The sequence below is a fragment of the Aminobacter sp. MDW-2 genome, assembly GCF_014250155.1.
Classification (GTDB): domain Bacteria; phylum Pseudomonadota; class Alphaproteobacteria; order Rhizobiales; family Rhizobiaceae; genus Aminobacter; species Aminobacter ciceronei.
Window position 1 is genome coordinate 686,249 of the sequence record NZ_CP060197.1, and the last position, 21,830, is coordinate 708,078.

At 63.9% G+C, this 21,830-nt stretch carries 20 protein-coding genes; 19 read left to right on the forward strand and 1 reads right to left on the reverse strand.

All coding sequences use genetic code 11. The features are described 5' to 3' along the window. Positions 1-107 precede the first annotated feature (107 nt). The 3 genes from H5P29_RS03350 (at position 108) to H5P29_RS03360 (ending at position 3,435) form a co-directional block, all read left to right on the forward strand. On the forward strand, positions 108-794 hold the full coding sequence (locus tag H5P29_RS03350) for a GntR family transcriptional regulator (RefSeq protein ID WP_154387170.1): 687 nt from the start codon (positions 108-110) through the stop codon (positions 792-794). Positions 795-796: 2 nt separating this feature from the next. Continuing rightward, positions 797-1,918, forward strand: a complete 1,122-nt coding sequence (locus H5P29_RS03355) for an NAD(P)/FAD-dependent oxidoreductase (RefSeq protein WP_154387171.1) — start codon at positions 797-799, stop codon at positions 1,916-1,918. An 83-nt stretch (positions 1,919-2,001) separates the two neighbouring features. Next, positions 2,002-3,435, forward strand: a complete 1,434-nt coding sequence (locus H5P29_RS03360) for an NAD-dependent succinate-semialdehyde dehydrogenase (RefSeq protein WP_154387172.1) — start codon at positions 2,002-2,004, stop codon at positions 3,433-3,435. 44 nt (positions 3,436-3,479) lie between these two features. On the opposite strand, the gene H5P29_RS03365 is transcribed toward H5P29_RS03360, so the two are convergent. Then, positions 3,480-3,944 carry an Lrp/AsnC family transcriptional regulator gene (locus tag H5P29_RS03365; RefSeq protein ID WP_067955455.1) on the reverse strand — a complete coding sequence of 155 codons (465 nt, stop codon included), beginning with the start codon at positions 3,942-3,944 and terminating at the stop codon, positions 3,480-3,482. A gap of 130 nt (positions 3,945-4,074) precedes the next feature. Here H5P29_RS03365 and alr point away from each other — a divergent pair, with 130 nt between their 5' ends. From alr to H5P29_RS03445, 16 genes are all read left to right on the forward strand, one after another. Further along, on the forward strand, positions 4,075-5,208 hold the full coding sequence (gene alr / locus H5P29_RS03370) for an alanine racemase (RefSeq protein WP_067955456.1): 1,134 nt from the start codon (positions 4,075-4,077) through the stop codon (positions 5,206-5,208). Positions 5,209-5,223: 15 nt separating this feature from the next. Then, entirely contained in the window at positions 5,224-6,477 is a 1,254-nt protein-coding gene (locus tag H5P29_RS03375; protein ID WP_154387173.1) for a D-amino acid dehydrogenase, read from the forward strand. 362 nt (positions 6,478-6,839) lie between these two features. Continuing rightward, on the forward strand, positions 6,840-7,568 hold the full coding sequence (locus H5P29_RS03380; RefSeq protein ID WP_067965845.1) for a FadR/GntR family transcriptional regulator: 729 nt from the start codon (positions 6,840-6,842) through the stop codon (positions 7,566-7,568). After that, a complete protein-coding gene (locus tag H5P29_RS03385; protein WP_154387174.1) occupies positions 7,565-8,746 on the forward strand; it encodes a PLP-dependent transferase in 1,182 nt (393 codons plus the stop codon). The genes H5P29_RS03380 and H5P29_RS03385 overlap by 4 nt, the downstream gene beginning before the upstream one ends. Positions 8,747-8,776: 30 nt before the next feature. Further along, entirely contained in the window at positions 8,777-10,054 is a 1,278-nt protein-coding gene (locus H5P29_RS03390; protein ID WP_154387175.1) for a sugar ABC transporter substrate-binding protein, read from the forward strand. Positions 10,055-10,244: 190 nt separating this feature from the next. Further along, on the forward strand, positions 10,245-11,168 hold the full coding sequence (locus tag H5P29_RS03395; RefSeq protein WP_067965848.1) for a carbohydrate ABC transporter permease: 924 nt from the start codon (positions 10,245-10,247) through the stop codon (positions 11,166-11,168). Continuing rightward, a complete protein-coding gene (locus H5P29_RS03400) occupies positions 11,168-12,016 on the forward strand; it encodes a carbohydrate ABC transporter permease (protein ID WP_154387212.1) in 849 nt (282 codons plus the stop codon). Before H5P29_RS03395 ends, H5P29_RS03400 begins: the two co-directional genes overlap by 1 nt. A gap of 4 nt (positions 12,017-12,020) precedes the next feature. Further along, positions 12,021-13,091, forward strand: a complete 1,071-nt coding sequence (locus H5P29_RS03405) for an ABC transporter ATP-binding protein (protein WP_154387176.1) — start codon at positions 12,021-12,023, stop codon at positions 13,089-13,091. Positions 13,092-14,160: 1,069 nt separating this feature from the next. Next, positions 14,161-16,152 (forward strand): methyl-accepting chemotaxis protein, encoded by a 1,992-nt coding sequence (locus tag H5P29_RS03410; protein ID WP_210252536.1) that lies wholly within the window; start codon positions 14,161-14,163, stop codon positions 16,150-16,152. Positions 16,153-16,159: 7 nt separating this feature from the next. Then, positions 16,160-16,462 carry an STAS domain-containing protein gene (locus tag H5P29_RS03415; protein WP_154387177.1) on the forward strand — a complete coding sequence of 101 codons (303 nt, stop codon included), beginning with the start codon at positions 16,160-16,162 and terminating at the stop codon, positions 16,460-16,462. Next, the gene (locus H5P29_RS03420; RefSeq protein WP_154387178.1) at positions 16,459-16,824 is read left to right on the forward strand and encodes a response regulator; all 366 of its coding nucleotides are present in this window, start codon (positions 16,459-16,461) and stop codon (positions 16,822-16,824) included. The genes H5P29_RS03415 and H5P29_RS03420 overlap by 4 nt, the downstream gene beginning before the upstream one ends. Positions 16,825-16,849: 25 nt before the next feature. Next, entirely contained in the window at positions 16,850-19,027 is a 2,178-nt protein-coding gene (locus tag H5P29_RS03425) for a chemotaxis protein CheA (RefSeq protein ID WP_154387214.1), read from the forward strand. Between the two features lie 4 nt (positions 19,028-19,031). Next, positions 19,032-19,496, forward strand: coding sequence for a chemotaxis protein CheW (locus H5P29_RS03430; protein WP_154387179.1), 465 nt, complete (start codon positions 19,032-19,034; stop codon positions 19,494-19,496). Then, positions 19,493-20,389 carry a protein-glutamate O-methyltransferase CheR gene (locus tag H5P29_RS03435; RefSeq protein WP_154387180.1) on the forward strand — a complete coding sequence of 299 codons (897 nt, stop codon included), beginning with the start codon at positions 19,493-19,495 and terminating at the stop codon, positions 20,387-20,389. Before H5P29_RS03430 ends, H5P29_RS03435 begins: the two co-directional genes overlap by 4 nt. After that, on the forward strand, positions 20,386-21,456 hold the full coding sequence (locus H5P29_RS03440) for a chemotaxis response regulator protein-glutamate methylesterase (RefSeq protein ID WP_067955471.1): 1,071 nt from the start codon (positions 20,386-20,388) through the stop codon (positions 21,454-21,456). Before H5P29_RS03435 ends, H5P29_RS03440 begins: the two co-directional genes overlap by 4 nt. Beyond that, positions 21,434-21,823, forward strand: coding sequence for a response regulator (locus H5P29_RS03445; protein ID WP_067955473.1), 390 nt, complete (start codon positions 21,434-21,436; stop codon positions 21,821-21,823). The genes H5P29_RS03440 and H5P29_RS03445 overlap by 23 nt, the downstream gene beginning before the upstream one ends. Positions 21,824-21,830: the final 7 nt, after the last annotated feature.

Sequence of the window (21,830 nt, forward strand, 5' to 3'; positions counted from 1 at the left end):
CAGATAAGGCCAGGGTGCCGCAGCTGCCCAGTACCGACAAAGGGGCACGCGACCTGACCCCGGCGCCATGCGAGCCCGGACAATGAGCAGATGAGCGAAGGAAACCGATGACCGAAGGCTTCGCCTTGCAGATGGTTGAGCACGACAATCTCGGCGAGATTGTCTACGGCCAGCTGTCCGACGCGCTGATCAAGGGACGCTTCGCGCCCGACGCGCGCCTGACCATCCGCGACCTGGCGCAGTCGCTGGGTACGTCGGTGACACCGGTGCGCGATGCCATACTGCGCCTGATCCAGGACGAGGCGCTGGTGCAGAAGTCGGCGCGCGAAGTACGCGTGCCTGTCATGACGCTGGAGCGTTATCTCGAAATCCGTCAGATCAGGATGAAGCTGGAGGGGCTTGCCGCGCGCGAGACAGCGCTGAAGGCCGAGGCCAGGGACATCGAGCGGCTGCGCGAACTCGTCACGCGCAACGAGCAGGCCATTGCCGCGGCGGACTGGCCGGCGGCGCTGGAACTGAACCAGACCTTCCATTTTGCGCTTGCCGAGATCGCCGGCATGACCGTGCTGCGCGGCATCCTCAACCGGCTGTGGCTGCAGATGGGGCCGATGATCGCGGCGTCCTACCAGCATGGCGGGCGGGCAATGATCGGCTATCACCACATGATCCTGTTAGCCATCGAGGCCCGAGACGCCGACCGGGCCGAGCGCGCCATCGTCGACGACATCCGCGGCGCAAGCTCGGCCATCATCGAGCAGCTCGCGGCGCTGAAGCCGACCGGGAGTGCCGGCTGACCATGGAGACGGTCGACTGCATCATCGCCGGCGCCGGCGTCATTGGTCTCGCCGTGGCGCGGGAACTCAGCCGGCGCGGCATGGAGACGATCGTCGTCGAAGCGGCTGATGCCATCGGCACCGAGACCAGTTCGCGCAACTCGGAAGTGATCCACGCCGGCATCTACTATCCCGAGGGCAGCCTGAAGGCCGAGCTGTGCGTCAAAGGCCGCGACATGCTCTACGCCTATGCCGCAGAGCGCGGCGTTCCGCACAAGCGCTGCGGCAAGCTGATCGTGGCAACGCTGCCGGAGCAGGTGCCGACGCTGAAAGGCATCATCGACAAGGCTCGGGCCAACGGCGTCGACGACCTCGTGCTGCTCGACGCCACCGAAGCGCAAGCGATGGAGCCGTCTCTTGCCTGCCACGCCGCCGTGCTGTCGCCATCGACCGGCATCGTCGACAGCCATGCACTGATGCTGTCACTGCTCGGTGAGTCCGAGGAGCATGGCGCCTTACTCAGCCTCAACACCGAGATCGTTTCCGGCCGGATCGAAGCGGGCCGTTTCGTGCTGCAGACACTGGACAGCTCGAGCGGCGCAGGTTTCGAGATCGCAGCACGGCATGTCGTCAACGCCGCCGGCCTTGGCGCGAACAGGCTCGCCGCATCGCTGGCGGGGCTCGCCCCGAAATTCGTGCCTGCGCTGCTTTATGCCCGGGGCAATTACTTCTCGGTGTCAGGCAAGCCGGCGTTTTCACGGCTGATCTATCCGGTGCCTGAACCGGGCGGGCTCGGCGTGCATCTGACGCTCGACCTCAATGGCGGCATGCGCTTCGGCCCCGATGTCGAGTGGATCGAGACCAAGGACTACACGGTCGATCCGCGACGGGCCGACCACTTCTATGGCGAGATCCGGAAATATTGGCCCGGCCTCGCCGACGACAGCCTGAGTGCGACCTACTGCGGCATCCGCCCCAAACTTGTCGGGCCCGGCGAGCCGGCTGCCGATTTCGTCATCCAAGGCCCGGAGGTCCACGGCGTCAGTGGACTGGTCAATCTGTTCGGCATCGAAAGCCCGGGGCTGACCTCGTCGCTGGCAATCGCAGAACTGGTGGCACGGAAGCTGAAGCGAACCTATGTCTAGCGCACCATTCGAGGCGTGACCCGCCGCCCGGCGACGCCTGCCCCATCTTCACCCGCTCACGAACGACCCAGCAAGGACACAGCATGTACCCCGAAGTGAAATTGTTCATCGATGGCAAATGGACGGCGGCCGAAGGCGGCAGGACCATCGACGTCTACAACCCCGCCACCAACGAGGTGATCGGCAAGGTCGCCTCGGCCGGCAAGGGCGACCTCGACCGGGCACTCGCCGCCGCCGAGCGCGGCTTCAAGATCTGGCGTAAGGTGTCGCCCTACGACCGATCCAAGGTGCTGCGCCGCGCCGCCGACATCTTACGCGAACGCGCCGATGCGATCGCGACACTGCTGACGCAGGAACAGGGCAAGCCGGTCGGCGAAGCCAAGATGGAAGTGCTCTCCTCAGCCGACCTGTTCGACTGGTTCGCCGAGGAAGGCCGCCGCACCTATGGCCGCGTCATTCCGGCCCGTGGGCCCGGCATCCAGCAGATCGTCGTCAAGGAGCCGGTCGGTCCGGTGGCAGCGTTCACGCCTTGGAACTTCCCGATTTCGCAGGCGGCGCGCAAGATCGGCGCAGCCCTTGCCACCGGCTGCTCGATCATCGTCAAGCCGCCGGAAGAGACGCCCGCGTCGCCGGCCTGCCTTGCCGACGTGTTCAGGGATGCCGGCCTGCCCGACGGCGTGCTCAACCTCGTCTATGGCAACCCGCCCGAAATCTCCGGCTACCTCGTGCCGCATCCGGTCATCCGCAAGGTGTCGTTCACCGGCTCTGTACCGGTCGGCAAGCATCTGGCGGCGCTGGCCGGCACCCACATGAAGCGCGCGACGATGGAGCTTGGCGGCCATGCACCGGCGATGGTGTTCGACGACGCCGATGTCGACGCAGCCGCAGCGACGCTCGCCGCGTCGAAGTTCCGAAATGGCGGCCAGGTCTGCGTGTCGCCGACGCGCTTCCTGATCCAGGAAGGCGCCTACGACCGCTTCCTCGGCAAGTTCGTCGAGCATGCCAAGGGCGTGAAGGTCGGCGACGGCCTGGAGGCCAGCAGCCGCATGGGCCCGCTGGTCAATGAACGCCGGCTGGAAGCGGTCGAAAAGCTGATCACCGAGGCGGTGGCCGACGGCGCCAGACTCGAGACTGGCGGCAAGCGCATCGGCAACAAGGGCTCCTATTTCGAGCCGACGGTGCTGTCGGGCGTGCGCACCGACATGCGCATCATGAACGAGGAGCCCTTCGGCCCGGTGGCGCTGGTGATGCCGTTCAGGACCTTCGAGGACGTCGTCACCGAGGCCAACCGCCTGCCCTACGGCCTCGCGGCCTATGCCTTCACCAAGTCGAACAAGACGGTCACCGACCTCGGCGCCGAGATCGAAACCGGCATGCTGACGATCAACCATCTCGGCCTGGCATTGCCCGAAACGCCGTTCGGCGGCGTCAAGGACAGCGGTTACGGTTCGGAAGGCGGCACCGAAGCGCTCGAAGCCTATCTGGTCACCAAATTCGTGACCCAGTCAGCCGTCTGACACTGACAACAAAGCCGGCGTACCACCAGGGCGCCGGCTTTTCTTCAAGACGTCTTCGGCCGTTTCGACTGCAGGATGTTGCGGATCGAGAAGCTCGAATGGATCCGGGCGAGGCCCGGCAGCGCTGACAGGATCTCCTTGTGCACGCGCTCGAAATCGCCGGCACTGGCCACTTCGACACGCAGGAAATAGTCGGAATCGCCGGTCATCAGGTAGCACTCCTTGATCTCGGGGTAGCGCCGCACCGCGAGCTCGAAGCGGTTGAAATACTCCTCGGTCTGCCGCTCCAGCGTGATCTGGACGATGACGGCGATGCCCTCGTCGGCCGCGGCATTGCCGATGATCGCGGTGTAGCCCCTGATGACCCCTTCCTGCTCCAGCAACTGCACCCGTCTGAGACAGGCTGATGGCGACAGGCCAACCTCGGCCGCGAGGCTGGCATTGCTGACGCGCGCATTGGCGCGCAATGCCCGGATGATGCCGCGGTCGATGGCGTCCAGAGAGGGCATCGCTGTTCCTTTCAACAACGCTTCGAAAATTGCACAGATTACGCACAGTTCGCATGATCATCATCACATTGGCAAGATTTTCGCCGATCATTGCGATATTCTTTGGCGAAGGTGAGGACAATTTCCTGATATGACAATGGGCGTGCAAAGCGACATTGAGAGCCGTGCGGCATGCGGCGTGCTGACCATCGATCTCGACGCTCTGGTCGAGAACTATCGGCAGCTGAGCCAGCGCAACGCGCCTGAAAGGACCGCGGCGGTGGTCAAGGCCGATGCCTATGGGCTCGGCGTGGCCGAGGTTGCCCCGGTTCTATACGCCGCCGGGTGCCGCGACTTCTTCGTCGCCCATTTCATCGAAGCGGTCAGGCTGAAGCCGCATCTCACTGCTGACGCACGCATCCTGGTGCTCAACGGTCTGATGCCGGGCAGCGAGGCCGATTGCGCCGACCTCGGCGTGGTGCCGGTGCTGAACTCGCTCGAACAGGTCGCCAACTGGTCGGCCACATCAAGGGCGCGCAACGTGACGTTGCCGGCAGCACTCCAGGCCGACACCGGCATGTCGCGGCTCGGGCTCGAGCCGCAGGAGCTGGAAACTCTGATCGCCGAACCACACCGGCTCGACGGTATCCACATCGACATCGTGATGAGCCATCTCGCCTGCGGCGACGAGCCGGCGCATGATGCCAACGCCCGCCAGCTCGGACGCATGCGGGACGTGCGCGCACGCTTCCCCGATGCCAAGCTGTCCTTTGCCAATTCCGCCGGCATCTTCCTGGGCGACGATTTTCATGGCGATCTCGCCCGCCCGGGCATAGCGCTCTATGGCGGCGCGCCGCTCGGCGAGGGCGTCAATCCGATGCAGCAGGTGGTCCGCCTCGACGTCGGCGTCGTCCAGACCCGCACCGTGACGGCGGGTGCCGAGGTGGGCTATGGGGCAAGCTTCGTCGCCAGGTCCGAAATGCGGCTCGCCACCATCGCCGCAGGTTATGCCGACGGCCTGCCGCGCCATCTCAGCAATTCAGGCGCTGCCTGGTTCGGTGACGTGCGCCTGCCGATCGTCGGGCGCGTGTCGATGGACAGCATCATTCTCGACGTCACCGGCTTGCCGACCGGAACATTGAAGCTTGGCGACATGGTCGAACTGATCGGCCCGCACCAGACGCTCGAAATGATCGCGTCGGATGCCGGCACCATTTCCTACGAAATCCTGACCAGCCTGGGCCGGCGCTACAGACGCCGCTACCTCAGCCCGGCAGCGCGCTAAACCACAGGGGCAATCATGCGCATAGTCATTCTCGGTGCCGGTGTCATCGGCGTCACCTCCGCCTACTACCTGGCCAAGCAGGGTCACAAGGTGACCGTGCTCGACCGCCAGGCCGGTCCGGCGCTGGAAACCAGCTTTGCCAATGCCGGCGAAATCTCGCCCGGCTATGCCTCGCCCTGGGCCGCTCCCGGCATTCCGCAAAAGGCGATGAAGTGGCTGTTCATGAAGCACGCGCCGCTGATCATCCAGCCGATGCTCGACGTCTCGACCTGGCGCTGGGTGACGGCAATGCTGCGCAACTGCACCTCGGCCCGCTACGCGCTCAACAAGAGCCGCATGGTCCGCCTCGCCGAATACAGCCGCGACCAGCTGATTGCGCTGCGCGACGATACCGGCATCCAGTATGACCACCGCACGCAGGGCACGCTGCAGCTGTTCCGCTACCAGAAGCAGCTCGACGGCATGGCCAAGGACATCGAGGTGCTGCAGAGCGACGGCGTGCCTTACGAAGTGCTCGATCCCGCCGGCTGCGTCGGTGCCGAACCGGGCCTGGCGCCGGTGCGCGAGAAGATCGCCGGCGGCCTGCGCCTGCCGAATGACGAGACCGGCGACTGCTTCAAGTTCACCAACGAGCTGGCCAAACTCGCGGAACAGCTCGGCGTCGAGTTCCGCTACAATGTGAAGCTGGAAAGCCTGCGCCAGGAAGGCAAGCGCATCGTCGCCGTCCGCACCTCGGAAGGCGATGTCGAGGCCGACATGTTCGTCGGCGCACTCGGCAGCTTCACGCCGTCCTTCGTCAAGCCGCTGGGCCTCCGGGTCCCGGTCTATCCGGTCAAGGGCTATTCGATCACCGTGCCTATCGTCGACGAGAGCAAGGCGCCGGTGTCGACGATCATGGACGATACCTACAAGATCGCCATTACCCGCCTCGGCGACCGTATCCGCGTCGGCGGCATGGCCGAGATCGCCGGCTTCAACACCGACCTGTCGCCGTCGCGCAAGGCAACGCTGCAGTTCTCGGTCGAGGACCTGTTCGGCGGCGCCGCCGACCAGAGCCGCGCCACCTTCTGGAGCGGGCTGAGGCCGATGACGCCGGATGGCACGCCGGTCATCGGACGCACCAAGTTCGACAACTTCTACCTCAACACCGGCCACGGCACGCTGGGCTGGACCATGGCCTGCGGTTCGGGCCGGGTGCTGGCCGACATGATCGGCGGCGTCCGTCCCGAGATCGACGTCTCCGACCTCGCTCTGTCGCGCTACGCCTGAAAACATCAGCTGTCGCGCGGGCGCCAGGCCGTGCCTGCGTTTTCCGATGCTACGACCCTCGTCGCCCAGCTGACTGTCTTGTCGCAATAGGTCGCCCTCCGACCTCGGAGGCGGCCTATTGTGCATCGCATTGTCCGCAAGGCTTTGAAACCATTGCAAAGATGACCCTGCCGACCAGTTGACCACGACCGTCAACAACACTCATCTCGACGCGGCATCCAGCATCGCCAGACGCCTCGTATCAGTTGCCCACGACCGGTGCCCGGTCAGTCGCTCCTGAACTGTCCTGACATTCGCGATTGACAGCCGCAACTGGCCATGCACAAATTGGTCTGACCATTGTACCATTTGAAGGCCGCGACGTGCTCGACCTGCCTCCCCTCCAAGCCACTGCGCGCGATGATGCAGTCCTCAACGTGCTGGCAGACTTCGTCATCCACGAAGAGCTCAAGCCCGGCGACCGGTTGCCGACCGAGCGCGTCCTGTCGCAGCGGCTGAAGGTCAGCCGCACCACCGTGCGCGAGGCGCTGACGCGCTGGGAAGGACTTGGCTTGGTGGAACGCCGCCAGGGCAGCGGCACCTATCTCAAGGCGGCGGTATCGCGCGACATGCTGCATCTGCCGCTGACATTTGCCTCGGGCAACGACTTCGAAAGCCTGATGCACACGCTGGAAATCCGCCGTGGCCTCGAGGCCGAAGCCGCCGCCCTGTGCGCCCTGCGCGCCGGTCCGGCCGAAGTCGAGATCATCCGCCAGAAGCTCGAGGTCATGGAAGAAGCCTTCCACAGCCGCGCCGGCATGTCCTCGGACGAAGACTGGGATTTCCATCAGGCGATCTACCGCGTGTCGGGCAATCCGCTGTTCGAACAGATCATCTCGGCAATGCATGAGCTGTTCCACCGTTTCTGGGAGCATCCGCTGGGCGTCCGCGATTTCGGCCACGCCAGCTTTCCCTATCACCGCACGGTCTACGAGCGGATTGCGGCTGGCGACGCCGAAGGAGCGCGCGGCGAAGCGCTGAAACTGATCGCCACCGTCGAGGCCGACCTACGCCGCGGCGACGCCAATCTCAAACGTGCGGGATACAAATGAACAGCGAGTTCGAGCGCGATTTCATAGCCGAGGCGGCGACCTTGCTGGCCCATGACGAGCCGTTCCCCGGCGGCGCTGTGGTTCCGCCGATCTACCAGACATCGCTGTTCACTTTCGACAGCTATGCCGAGATGGCGGACGTGTTTGCCGGGCGCAGCACCAAGCCGATCTATTCGCGCGGCAACAACCCGACGGTCATGGAATTCGAGAGCAAGATCGCCGCCCTTGAAGGGGCCGAGGCGGCGCGCGGATTTTCCAGCGGCATGGCGGCAATCAGCTCGACCGTGCTTGCCTTTGTCGGCGCGGGTCAGCGCATCGTCGCCATCCGCAACTGCTACGGCGACGCCTACCGCCTGTTCGAGCGGCTGTTGCCGCATCTCGGCATCAAGGTCGATTATGTCGACGGCTCCGACCCGGACGCGGTGAAGGCAGCACTGCCGGGCGCGGCGATGCTCTATCTCGAAAGCCCGACCTCGATGATGTTCGAGCTGCAGGACCTCGAGGTGTTGACGGCACTCGCCAAGGCGCAAGGCATCGTCACCGTCATCGACAATTCGTGGGCGACGCCGCTGTTCCAGAAGCCGATCCTGCACGGCGTCGACGTGGTCATGCATTCGGCATCGAAATATCTCGGCGGCCACAGCGACACGGTTGCCGGCGTCGTCGCCGGCTCGGCCGAGCACATTCGCCGCATCAACGAGCGCACCTATCCCTATCTCGGCGCCAAGCTGTCGCCTTTCGAGGCGTGGCTCTTGCTGCGCGGACTGCGCACGCTGCCTTTGCGCCTGCCGCACCACATGAAGAGCGCGCTGACGATTGCCGAACGGCTGAAGGGCCACGGCCATGTCGAGCGCGTCAACCACCCCGCCTTCTCCAACCATCCGGGCAAGAAGACGCTCACTGGCTATTCCGGCCTGTTCTCCTTCGAGGTGACCGACGACATCGACGTGCCTGCCTTCACCGACGCGCTGAAACTGTTCCGCATCGGCGTCAGCTGGGGCGGTCACGAAAGCCTCGTGGTGCCGGCGCTCGCCTCGCTGCAGCAGACGCCGGATGCCAATTCGATCGGCCGGTTCGGGGTCAGCCCGCGAACCATCAGGCTGAATATCGGGCTGGAAAACGTGGAGGATCTCTGGGCCGACGTCAGTCGGGCCTTCGAGAGTGCAACAAGAAAATAACTTCAAGATCCAAGAATGGGAGTGACTGGAATGAAGAAGCACGGAGTGTTGTTCGCGGCGGCCATGGGCCTCGCATTGTCGGCGGGGTCGGCGCTCGCCGACTCGACAATCAAGATGGTGGAGGTCATCACCAGCCCGCCGCGCACCGAATTCCTGAAAAAGCAGATCGCCGAATTCGAGACCGCCAATCCGGGCATCAAGGTCGAGCTCGTCTCGCTGCCCTGGGGTCAGGCCTTCGAAAAATTCCTGACCATGGTCCAGGCCGGCGACACGCCCGACATCGTCGAGATGCCCGAGCGCTGGCTCGGCCTCTACGGCACCAACGGCCAGCTCGAGGATCTCACGCCCTACATGGCCAAGTGGGGTGACGCCGCAACGCTCGGCGACCGCGCCAAGCAGTTCGGTTCCGTCGTCGACGGCAAGCAGTACATGCTTCCCTACGGCTACTACCTGCGCGCCATGTTCTGGAACAAGAAGCTGTTCAGGGAAGCCGGCCTCGACCATGCGCCGACGACGCTCGACGAGTTCATGGACGCCAACAAGAAGATCTCAGCCATTCCAGGCAAGTATGGCTACTGCATGCGCGGCGGCCCCGGCGGCTTCAACGGCGTGCAGATGTTCATGAACATCGCCAACGGCAAGGGCGGCTACTTCAACGAGGACGGCACCTCGACCATCAACGAGGAAGGCTCGGTCAAGGGCCTGCAGATGCTGGCCGACATCTACAAGGAAGGCTACGCGCCCAAGGACAGCGTCAGCTGGGGCTTCAACGAGATCGTCACCGGCTTCTACTCCGGCACGTGCGCCATGCTCGACCAGGATCCGGACGCGCTGATCGGCATCGCCGAAAAGATGAAGGCGGAAGACTTCGCCGTGGCCCCGATGCCGGCCGGTCCGTCTGGAAAATCCTATCCGACGCTCGGCTATGCCGGGTGGTCGATGTTCGCCAGTTCCAAGGTCAAGGACGACGCCTGGAAGCTGATGTCGACGCTGCTTTCGCCGGCAAACAATATCGGCTGGGCCAAGGAAGTCGGCGTGCTGCCGATCCACAACAGCGCCGCCGACGATCCGCACTTCAAGACCGAGCAGTTCAAGGGCTGGTTCGAGGAGCTGAACAATCCCGACAAGTTCGAGTTCGTGACGCCGCCGGTGCATCTCGAAAACCTCGGCAACTTCTATGACCAGGTCTCGGTCAAGAATGTCCAGGAGGTGCTCCTCGGTCAGCGCACGGCGAAGGACATCGCCGACGAGTGGGCTGCGTTCCTGACCAAGGAACAGCAGGACTGGATGGCCAAAAACAAGAAGTAACGGCCATGGCGGGGCAGCGATGTCCCGCCAACCCTGCCCTGTCGCCAGGGCTCCTTTGCTGCCCCCTCGCGACCGCGTTTCGCGGTCATGCCGGCATCGCCGCCAAGCCCTTTCTCCCCTTGGAGACGAGGTCGCGCGCGAGGGGGCGATCTTTTCGCCATGCCGAAAGCATCGCCCGAAAGCGTCGCCCATGACCACTGCAGTCGCCGAATCGAATTCGCCCCGCAAGGCGGGGCGCAGGGGTTCCGTCCTGCCCGGCTTCGAGCCGTGGCTTTATCTCAGCCCAGCCCTGATCCTGCTGGTCACGGTGCTGCTCGTGCCGCTGATCATCGGCATCAGCTATTCGTTTCGTAAATTCTCGGCCTTCAAGTCCGAATATGTGGGCCTCGGCCAGTACCAGGCACTGTTTTCCGATCCGCTGCTTGCCCAAGCGCTGGTCAACACGCTGTGGTGGACCGTCGGCAGCCTGTTCTTCCAGTTCTTCCTCGGACTCGGCCTGGCGCTTCTGCTCGACCGGCCGTTCTGGGGCCGCAAGATGGTGCAGGCGGTGGTGTTCCTGCCCTGGGCGGTACCATCCTTCCTGTCCGGCCTCACCTGGGCCTGGCTGTTCAACCCGATCGTCGGGCCGCTGCCGCATTGGCTCTACGCCATGGGCATCATGGCCGAGCCGAGCAACATCCTGGCCGACCCCAAGATCGCCATGTGGGGGCCGATCATCGCCAATGTCTGGTTCGGCATCCCGTTCTTCGCCATCACGCTTCTGGCGGCACTGAAGTCGATCCCGTCCGAGCTGCACGAGGCCGCGGCCATCGACGGCGCCTCGCCATGGCAGCGCTTTTCCAAAGTGACGCTGCCGTTCCTGGCGCCGACAATCGCCATCACCGTCATGCTGCGCACGATCTGGATCGCGACCTTCGCCGACCTGATCTTCGTCATGACCTCGGGCGGACCGGCCGGCTCGACCAACACGGTCGCCACCTACATCTATGTCAGCGCCTTCAAGTCGCTCGACAAGGGTTACGCCTCGGCGGTGGCAGTGCTGCTGCTGATCCTTCTCATCGTCTATGCGGTGGTGCTGATCGGCATCCGCCGCTCGCTCGCGAGGTACTCGTGATGATTGCCGGACGCTCCAATTCCGTGCGCCTGCTCGGCGGTATCGGGCTCTACGGCGCCATTGCCGCCTACGTCATCTTCGCGCTGTTTCCGATCTACTGGACGCTGAAGATCTCGGTGACGCCGCAGTCGCTGCTCTATTCCGAAGGCATCACGCTCTGGCCGTCGGCGACGACCTTCGAGAACTATGCCACGGTGCTGAAGGCCAGCGATTTTCCACTCTACTTCTTCAACAGCGTGCTGGTCTCCGTGACCACGGCCATCCTGGTGACCGTCATCGCCTCGGGCGCCGGCTACGCCATGTCGCGCTTCTCCTTCCGTGGCAAGACGACGGTGGCGATAGCCCTTTTGCTGACGCAGACCTTCCCGCTGGTGATGGTCATCCCGCCGATCTACCGCATCATGGGTGAGATCGGCCTGACCAACAGCCTGACCGGGCTGATCATCATCTACACCGCCTTCAACACCGCCTTCGCGACCTTCCTGATGCAATCCTTCTTCGACGGCATACCGAAAGACCTGGAGGAAGCGGCGATGATCGACGGCTGCACCCGCTTCGAGGCTTTGCGCCGCATCATCATCCCGCTGACGCTGCCCGGCATGGGGGCGACGCTCGGCTTCGTCTTCACCGCGGCGTGGAGCGAACTTCTGTTCGCGCTGATGCTGATCTCCAGCGAGGGCCAGAAGACCTTCGCCGTTGGACTGCTCACCTTCATCGGCAAATTCGCCGTCGACTGGGGACAGATGATGGCGGCGTCGATCCTGGCGCTCATCCCGGTCTGCATCTTCTTCGCATTCCTGCAACGCTATCTTGTGACCGGCCTGACCGCCGGCGCCGTCAAAGGGTAGGGCCATGGCTTCGGTTACACTCAACAAGGTCCAGAAGGATTACGGTTCGCTCAACGTGCTCCAGGCCGTTGACCTCGAGATTTCAGACGGCGAGTTCGTGGTGCTCGTCGGCCCCTCCGGTTGCGGCAAGTCGACCTTGCTGAGGATGATCGCCGGTCTGGAAGAGGTTTCGGCGGGCGAGATCCGCATTGGCGAGCGCGTCGTCAACGACGTCGCGCCCAAGGACCGCGACATCGCCATGGTGTTCCAGTCCTATGCGCTCTATCCGCACATGAACGTCGCTTCGAACATGGGCTTCAGTCTGGCGCTTCGGAAGGCCGAGAAGGGCGCGATCGACACCAGGGTCAATGGCGCGGCGAACCGGCTCGGCCTCGACAAGCTGTTGGCGCGTCTGCCGCGCCAGCTCTCCGGCGGCCAGCGCCAGCGCGTCGCCATGGGCCGCGCCATCGTGCGCGACCCTAAGGTGTTCCTGTTCGACGAGCCGCTCAGCAACCTGGATGCCAAGCTGCGCGTGCATATGCGCACCGAGATCAAGGCACTGCACCAGCAGCTCAAGACGACATCGGTCTATGTCACCCACGACCAGGTCGAGGCAATGACGATGGCCGACCGTATCGTCGTCATGCATGATGGCGTCGTCCAGCAGGTCGGCGCGCCGCTCGATCTCTACGACCGGCCCGCCAACGCTTTCGTTGCCGGCTTCATCGGCTCGCCGGGCATGAACTTCCTGCCGGCGACTGTCAGGCGGACAGGCGATGATGCAGCGGCCGTCCTGAGCGACGGCCAGCGCCTGCCCGTACTGGCCAGCCTGCCGGTTGCCGACGGTGACGAGGTGACGATAGGGTTGCGGCCCGAGCATATGCGCGTCGCCGGCGATGGCGGCATCGCCGTGCGGGTCGAGGTGGTCGAGCCTCTCGGCCTGTCGACGCAATTTTATGCCAGGCTTGCCGGCCAGCAGGCGTGTGTCTTTGCCATGGGGCGGGTCGCGGTGAAGCCTGACGACACCGTCCGGCTGTCGGTAAGTGCTGCCGACTTGCATGTATTCAATCCGAAGAGCGGCCAGCGCATCGGATAAGCTAGCCGCGAGCTAGTACCACCAGCATCCATCTTGTGAAGGCGTCGGCCAAAGTCGGCGCCTTTTTCGTTTGTGTACAAACTTTCAACGACGCCATTCATTCGTGTGGGAACGGTCCAGGCGGCATTTTCATTTGTGCACAAAGCGTCCTCGGCGGCCAGCGACGATGCGTTCTGCAACTAGACAGGAAGTAAAACGCGCGCGGATTCAACTAAGGGAAGCAGCCCGCGCGCGACCGAAGTCAAGTGCAGCAAGCGATGATTCCCCTTGTTCGGCGAATTGCAAAACTGGCTCACAACCGGCGCGCGCAGACACCAACGCCGATCGCGTGACTCAAGGTCAACTTCGGCATCAAACCGCAAAAAAATTTCCACGACTCAGCGGAATTTCGCAGCGCATCGACCTCTGAACTCCAACAAGTCGACCGCCACCTGTGGCAAGAATGAGGCAGATCGATAGCCGCCTTTCCCTTGAGTCACCGGGCAGCAACCGTGCGAAAAAGCCGAAAATGCAGCGGATTCGACTGTCAGCGGCGGCTTACATGGATCGGTGCCGACTAGGATCGAGCCGGATTCAACTGACCAGTGTTCTTGCAAGAGTACTGGTTTATCTTAAGCGGATCATTCTCAATACCGACGACTTATCTTTCACACATTGCTTGCGCAGCGCGAATGACTCTTGCCGTACAAGTACTGATGACTCGGATCCTTGGCAGTGCTGCCGGCATTTACACTTGGGTAATTTCTTCTGAATACGTCGAGTCAACGAGATAGCTAAATTTTTAAGTACAGGGAGGGGTTCCTGTCGGCGCTCTCGGGGAATGAAGTAGCAGGCAAGACATGAGCATTTTCTAATAAGCGACGTTTGAGAAACCTCTCTTAGATCTCCTCCTTTTCGAAGCAAAACACGCGCTGGCGACGCCGCCGGCGCCATCCCCTACTCACATTCCTGCATGTCTTCAGGCGGTGCGAAGCGAAATGCTTCCCAGCGATCGGCAATACTTTGCCGGCGAAGAAGACCTGTCGGGGCCAGGCAACCACGTTCTACCTCTACGGCAAGGAAACGCCCAATGAGTTCCACCTTCGATCCAACAGCCACCCATTACGGCGCTCCGCCGCAGAGAGGGGGCTTCTCCACAACCAATCTCAGCATCACGCGCAAGCTGGTGCTTGCCTTCTCGGCGATCGTCATCGTCAGCCTCGTCGTCGGCGGGATGATGATGCGCGCCCTCAGCCAGCTTGAAGCTGCCAGTGCGGAACTCGAGGTGGCCAGCCGCGTGCTTTCCACCGTCGGCAAGGCGGAAGCGCTCCACCTCGATCGATCCAACATTGCTCGAACCTACTTGCTCAATCTCAGGGAAGACGTAGCCAAGCGCTATCACGAGACCTCGAAGAACGTCGACAAGACGATCACCGAAGCTGTGAACCTGCCAATCGACGACAAGGCTGTCATCGCCGCCGTCGAGAACTTTAGGGCAATGACGGAGAATTGGCGCAATGAGGTCGGCGACCCGATGGTCCAGCTGGCCGGCAATCAAGCTACCTACGCAGAGGGCCGCGAGCGCGGGTCCTCGGTTCGGGCATCTGAGGTGCAGGCCACCGTTCGCAAGGCGGTTGCAGAGATGCAGGCCGAGATCACCCGGTGGGAGACCGAAACCGCCGTTCTCAAGAACGACGCGATCGCCACTGCACAGTATCTGCAGCTCGGCAGCGCCGGCCTGACCATCGCCATCCTCGTCGTGATCGCGCTGTGGCTCTCCAGCCAGATCGCAACGCCGGTCAACAACATGACGCAGGCGATGCGCAGCCTGGCTTCCGGTGACCTCAAGGTCGTCGTTCCGGCCATCGGCCGCCGCGACGAAGTCGGCCAGATGGCGTCCGCCGTGCAGACTTTCAAGGAAGCCGCGATCGAGAAGGTTCGTCTCGAGGCAGAAGCCGCCGAGACGCGCCGCCGCGCCGAGGACGAGGCCGCACTGCGCGCCGCGCAGAAGGCCGAGGAAGATCGCCAGGACATGGTTGCGATCTCGGCGCTGGGCCACGGCCTCGACGCGCTGTCGAAGGGCGACCTGATGCACCGCATCGACGCGCCGTTCCCCGACAAGCTGGTCAAGCTGCGCCAGGACTTCAACGAATCCGTTGAGAAGCTGCAGCAGACGATGCTCAGCATCACCTCCTCGGTGAAGGCGATCCACGCCGGCACCGGCGAGATCTACACCGCCGCCGACGACCTGTCGCGCCGCACCGAACAGCAGGCCGCAAGCCTCGAAGAGACCGCAGCTGCGCTCGACGAGATCACCGCGACCGTCAAGAAGACGGCCGAAGGTGCAGTGCATGCTCGTGATGTCGTCTCGACGGCCAAGACCGATGCCGAGACCAGCGGCGTGGTGGTGCGCAAGGCCATCGATGCCATGGGCACGATCGAGAAGTCGTCCGAGCAGATCAGCCGCATCATCGGCGTGATCGACGAGATCGCCTTCCAGACCAACCTCCTGGCGCTCAACGCCGGTGTCGAAGCGGCTCGCGCCGGCGACGCTGGACGCGGCTTCGCCGTGGTTGCCTCGGAGGTGCGCGCACTGGCCCAGCGTTCGGCGGAAGCCGCCCGCGAGATCAAGAGCCTGATCTCCGCTTCGACGACCCAGGTCGGCGAAGGCGTCAAGCTGGTCGCCGAGACCGGCAAGGCACTGGAGCGCATCGTTCTCCAGGTGGCCGAGATCAATGCCGTCGTCACCAACATCGCGGCCAGCGCGCATGAGCAGTCGACCGGTCTCGACCAGGTCAACTCGGCGGTCAACCAGATGGACCAGGTCACACAGCAGAACGCCGCGATGGTCGAGGAATCGACTGCGGCAAGCCACTCGCTGTCGCAGGAAACCGAAGAGCTGTCGCGCCAGATCAGCACGTTCCGGCTGGGCAAACTCTCGGTCGTCGAAGGCAGCCGCCCGGCGAGCCCCAAGGCTCCGGCGCGCGCGCCACGGCCGGAACTGAAGGTCGCATCGTCGAGCTTCGGTTCTTCCGCAGCCCGTGCGGTCGCCCCGGCGGCCGACGACTGGCAGGAGTTCTGATCGAGCCATGACCACCGTGTCCGATCCTTCACAACGGATACTCGAGCTTGCGGCAGCGCTGGACTTCAGGGCGGCAGCGCCTCTGACCGAAAGCCTGCTCGCAATGCGCGGAACCGCGCTGACCATCGATGCCTCGCGCGTGGAGCGGATCGGCGGTCAATGCCTTCAGGTTCTCCTGTCGGCGCAACAAACCTGGAGCGCGGATGACACCGCGCTCTCCTTCACCAACCTGACGCCCGGCTTCGTCGAAGGCCTGCGGCTCCTGGGCTTCTCGGAAGCGGATTTCACCAGGGAGGAGATGCCGGAATGAGCGCGACCATTTTGACCGTCGATGATTCTCGCACCATGCGCGAGATGCTGAAACTGGCGCTGACGCAAGCCGGCTACAGGGTCATTCAAGCCGAGGACGGCGTCCATGGCCTCGAGGTGCTGAAGACAGAGACCCCGCGGGTCATCATCACCGACATCAACATGCCCCGCATGGATGGCTTCGGCTTCATCGAGCATGTGCGTGCAGACGACTCCTATCGTGGCATTCCGATCCTGGTGCTGACCACCGAGAGCGATGCCGAGAAGAAGGATCGCGCCCGCCGTGCAGGTGCGACCGGCTGGATCATCAAGCCATTCGATCCTGCCAAGCTGATCGACGCCATCCGCCGCGTGTCGGCCTGAACCGGGAGACATGTCCGTGGACGCAATGGCAGCGGTCAAGCAGACCTTCTTCCAGGAGTGCGAGGAACAACTCGCCGAACTGGAAACCGGCCTTCTCGCGATGGAACGCGGGGAAGCCGAATCCGACACCGTGAACGCGGTTTTCCGCGCGGTGCATTCGATCAAGGGCGGCGCTGGCGCCTTCAGCCTAGAAGGCCTTGTGCAGTTCGCCCATGTCTTCGAAACCACGCTCGACCACGTCCGCAACGGCGCGCTGGAACCGACGGCCGACGTCATGGCAGTCATGCTGCGCGCCGCCGACCTTCTGGCAGATCTCGTGGCGGCGGCACGCGATGGCCACACGGTCGACAGCGGCCGCAGCGAAGTGCTTGTCGGCGAGCTCACCGCACTGAGCCCCGGCGGGGCGGAGGCGGAAGCCGAAGAAGAAGACGACATGAGCGACTTCTCCTTCACGCCCGTCACCGTGGCGTTCGATTTCTCGGACGCACCTGTCGATATCGGGCGCAGCTACACGATCACTTTCAAGCCCAGGCCCGAACTCTATTCCAAGGGCAACGAGACGGTGCTGGTGCTGCGCGAACTGGAACGGCTCGGCGAGCTGGAAATCAACTGCGACGCAAGCGGCTTGCCGTCTCTCGCCGAACTCGATCCGGAAGGCGCCTATCTTGAATGGACCATCAAGCTCACCACCGAAAAGGGTGAGGACGCGATCCGCGAAGTCTTCGAATTCGTGGAATGGGATTCCAGCCTGACCATCCAGGCAGCCGACGCCGGTTCCTCCGATGCCGAACCCGGCGCCGACTCGACCGAAGACGCATTCGCTGCCCTGCTCCGCTCCATCCAGGGCGACGAGGCGGCTCAGCCGGCAACGACGGCGGAGATCATCCCGCTGCCATCAGCCGAGGAACGCGAGGCTGTTGCCGAAGTCGAGGCCCAGCCGACCAAGGCTGCCGCGGCGCGCAACAGCGAAGGCGGCGCCAATGCCAATGCGGGTGCCCCGCAGACCATCCGCGCCGATCTCGAGCGTGTCGACCGACTTATCGACCTCGTCGGCGAGCTCGTCATCAACCAGGCGATGCTGTCGCAGCGCGTCATGGAAGCCGGACACGTACCGGGATCCGCCGTGGCCCTTGGCCTCGACGAGCTCGAGCACCTGACGCGCGAGATCCAGGACTGCGTCATGGCGATTCGCGCCCAGGCGGTGAAGTCGGTGTTCCAGCGCATTCCGCGCCTGGTGCGCGAAGTCGCCAGCATGACCGGCAAGCAGGTCCGCTTGATCACTGACGGCGAAGGCACCGAAGTCGACAAGACGGTGATCGACCGCCTGAACGACCCATTGACGCACATGATCCGCAACGCCATCGACCATGGGCTGGAAAAGCCCGAGGTGCGTATCGCCGCCGGCAAGCCGGCCGAAGGCGTTGTGCGTCTTTCGGCGATGCACCGCTCGGGCCGCATCGTCATTGAGGTTGCCGACGACGGCGCCGGCATCAACCGCTCGCGGGTCAAGGCGATCGCTGTGGAGAAGGGACTGATCGCAGCCGACGCTGTGCTGTCCGACGAGGAGATCGACAATCTGATCTTCCTGCCTGGCTTCTCCACGGCATCGGAAGTGTCGAACATCTCCGGCCGCGGCGTCGGCATGGACGTGGTCAAGCGCTCGATCCAGGGTCTTGGCGGTCGGTTGTCGATCACCTCGCGCCCCGGCAAGGGCTCGACCTTCACCATGAGCCTGCCACTCACGCTCGCCGTGCTCGACGGCATGGTGGTGACGGTGGCCGACCAGACGCTGGTCGTGCCGCTGACGGCGATCATCGAGACCTTGCAGCCCAAAGCAGCCGACGTGCACGGCCTCGGCGGCGGCTCCAGGGTCATTGCGATCCGCGATGCGTTTACGCCGCTGATCGACGTCGGCCGCGAGCTCGGCTTCCGCAACACCGCCACCGATCCGCTGGCAGGCGTGGCAATCCTCGTCGAGACCGAAGGCGGCCGCCGCAGCGCCCTGCTCGTCGACACGATCCAGGGCCAGCGCCAGGTCGTCATCAAGAGCCTGGAGTCCAACTACAGGCATGTGCCGGGCATCGCCGCCGCAACCATCCTCGGCGATGGCCGCGTCGCCCTCATCATCGATGTCGACACCGTGATCGCCAATTCGCAGTCCGACGCGACCATTCTTGAACCCGTTCTTGCAGCAGCAGGGTGATGCCATGATCGAGACCACCAAACACGACAACAGCAGCCGCGAACTCATCGCGTTCCGTATCGGCGAGCAGGAATTCTGCGTCGACATCATGTCGGTGCGAGAGATCAGAGGCTGGGCACCGGCGACTGTGCTGCCGAAGTCACCCCCCTACGTCCGCGGTGTCATCAACCTGCGCGGCGCGATCCTGCCGATCGTCGATCTCGCTGCCCGCCTCGGCTTCCAGCCGCCGGAGCCTACCGTTCGCCATGTCATCATGGTGGCTCAGGTCGGCACCCAGGTGGTGGGCCTACTGGTCGACGCCGTGTCCGACATATTGTCGGTCACCGACGACGCCATCAAGCCGACGCCCGACGTCGCCTCGGACATGGCCAAGACCTTCGTACGCGGCGTGCTGGCCATCGAAGGCCGCATGATCAGCCTGATCGCACTGGACAACGTCCTGCCGGCGCTTGAGCCGATCGCGGCATGACCACTCTGCAAAACATCGACAAGCCGCACAATCAGCGCCAGAGCCTGGTCGCCGGTGAGTTCGTGCTCACCGGCGAGGACATGCGGCAGATCGCGGCGATGCTCCATGCCGACGCCGGCATCCATCTGACCGAGGCGAAGGCAGCACTCGTCTACTCCCGGCTGTCCAAGCGCCTGCGGGCGCTCGGACTGGAAAGCTTCCGCGACTACTGCGCGCTCATCGCCTCGCGCGAGGGTCTCGACGAGCGCCAGAGGATGCTGGCGGCGTTGACCACAAACGTCACCAATTTCTACCGTGAGCCGCATCACTTCGAACATCTGGCCAAGCAGGTCCTGCCACCGCTGCTCGAAGCGGCGAGGCGCGGCGGCCGCGTCAGGATCTGGTCTGCGGCATGCTCCAATGGCGCCGAACCCTATTCGATCGCCCTGACGATCCTGTCGCTGATGCCGGAAGCCGCCAACCACGACATCCGGGTTCTGGCGACCGACATCGACCCCAACATGGTCGCGTTCGGTCGCGAGGGAATCTACAGCGAGGCAGCCCTTCGCCCGGTGCCGCCTGATTTGCGCCGGCGCTGGTTCACGCCAGTCCGCTCAGGCGACGGCAACTCGTTCAGTGCTGCCGACGAAATGCGTACGATCGTGGCTTTCCGCGAGCTCAACCTGATCGGCGCATGGCCGATGAAGGGTCAGTTCCAGGCGATCTACTGCCGCAACGTCGTCATCTATTTCGAGGAAGCGACGCAGTCGCGGATCTGGAGCCGCTTCGTTCCGCTGCTGACGGCGGGCGGCACACTCTATATCGGCCATTCCGAGCGCGTCTCAGGGCCTGCGACGGCGGATTTCCAGCCCGAAGGGATCACCACCTACAAGCTGCGCGAGGGCGCCGCATGAAGCCGGTTCGCGTTCTCATCGTCGACGATTCCGCCACCATGCGCACACTGCTTTCCGCAGTGCTGCGCCTCGACCCGGCCATCGAGGTCGTCGGCCATGCCGCCGACCCGCTGGAGGCCCGCGCCAAGATCAAGGAACTCAATCCCGACGTCATCACGCTCGACGTCGAGATGCCGAACATGAACGGGCTCGAATTCCTCGAGAAGATCATGCGGCTGAGGCCGATGCCCGTCATCATGGTGTCGAGCCTGACATCAAGGGATGCTACGGCCACGATCACGGCCCTTGAGATTGGCGCCTTCGACTGCATTTCCAAGGCGTCGTTCAGCGACGACCGCGCCTTCGGCACGCTGCAAGCGACGGTGAAGGCAGCAGCACGTGCCCAGATCCGCCCGCTGGCGACGAACCAGCCGAGCGACGCGCGCGAGCAGCCTGCTGCCAACGCCGACTATGTGCCCAACGGCAAGGTCGTGGCGATCGGCTCGTCGACGGGCGGCGTCGAGGCGCTGATCACCGTGCTGTCGCAGTTTCCGGAGAACTGCCCGCCCACCGTGATCACCCAGCATATGCCGGCAGCCTTTACCAAGAGCTTCGCCGAGCGCCTCAACCGCATGTCGCGGCCACGTGTCAGCGAGGCCGTCGATGGCGCGCCGCTGACGACCGGGCACATCTATCTCGCCCCCGGTGGTGCCACGCATCTCGAGATTTCGGGGCCCGGCCAGTTGCGCTGCCGGCTGCGCAGCACCGATCCTGTCAATGGCCATCGGCCGTCGGTCGACGTGCTGTTTGCCTCGGTCGCCAAGGCGACAGGGTCGAAATCAGTCGGCGCGATCCTGACCGGCATGGGTCGCGACGGTGCTGCCGGACTGCTGCACATGCGCCAGGCAGGCGCCGGCACGATCGGTCAGGACGAGGCCACCAGCCTTGTCTACGGCATGCCCAGGGTCGCTTTCGAAGTCGGCGCGGTCGAGCGGCAGGCGCCGCTGGACAAGATCGCCTCCCATATCCTCGCGCTGACGCGCTCGAATTCCAACGGAGCTAAAAATGTCCTTCCTCGAACACTTTAAGGTCCTCGTGGTCGACGATACGACGACCAGCCGCATGCTCATCACCGATGCGCTGCAGGAGATGGGCATCCGGAAGATCGCCATCGCCAAGGACGGCGAGCAGGCGCTGCGCATGATGATGGAGCAGCCCTCGCACATGGTCATCTCCGACTTCAACATGCCGAAGCTCGACGGGCTGCAGCTGCTGAAGGCGATCCGCTCCTACGGCCCGACCCGGGCGACGCCGTTCATCCTCCTGACCGGCAAGGGCGACCGCCAGCTCCTGGAAGCCGCCGTGGCACTTGGGGTCAACAACTTCCTGACCAAGCCGTTCACCACGCCGGCGCTCAAGAAGGCTATCGAAGCAATCGTCGGGATCCTTAAGTGACCCTTGT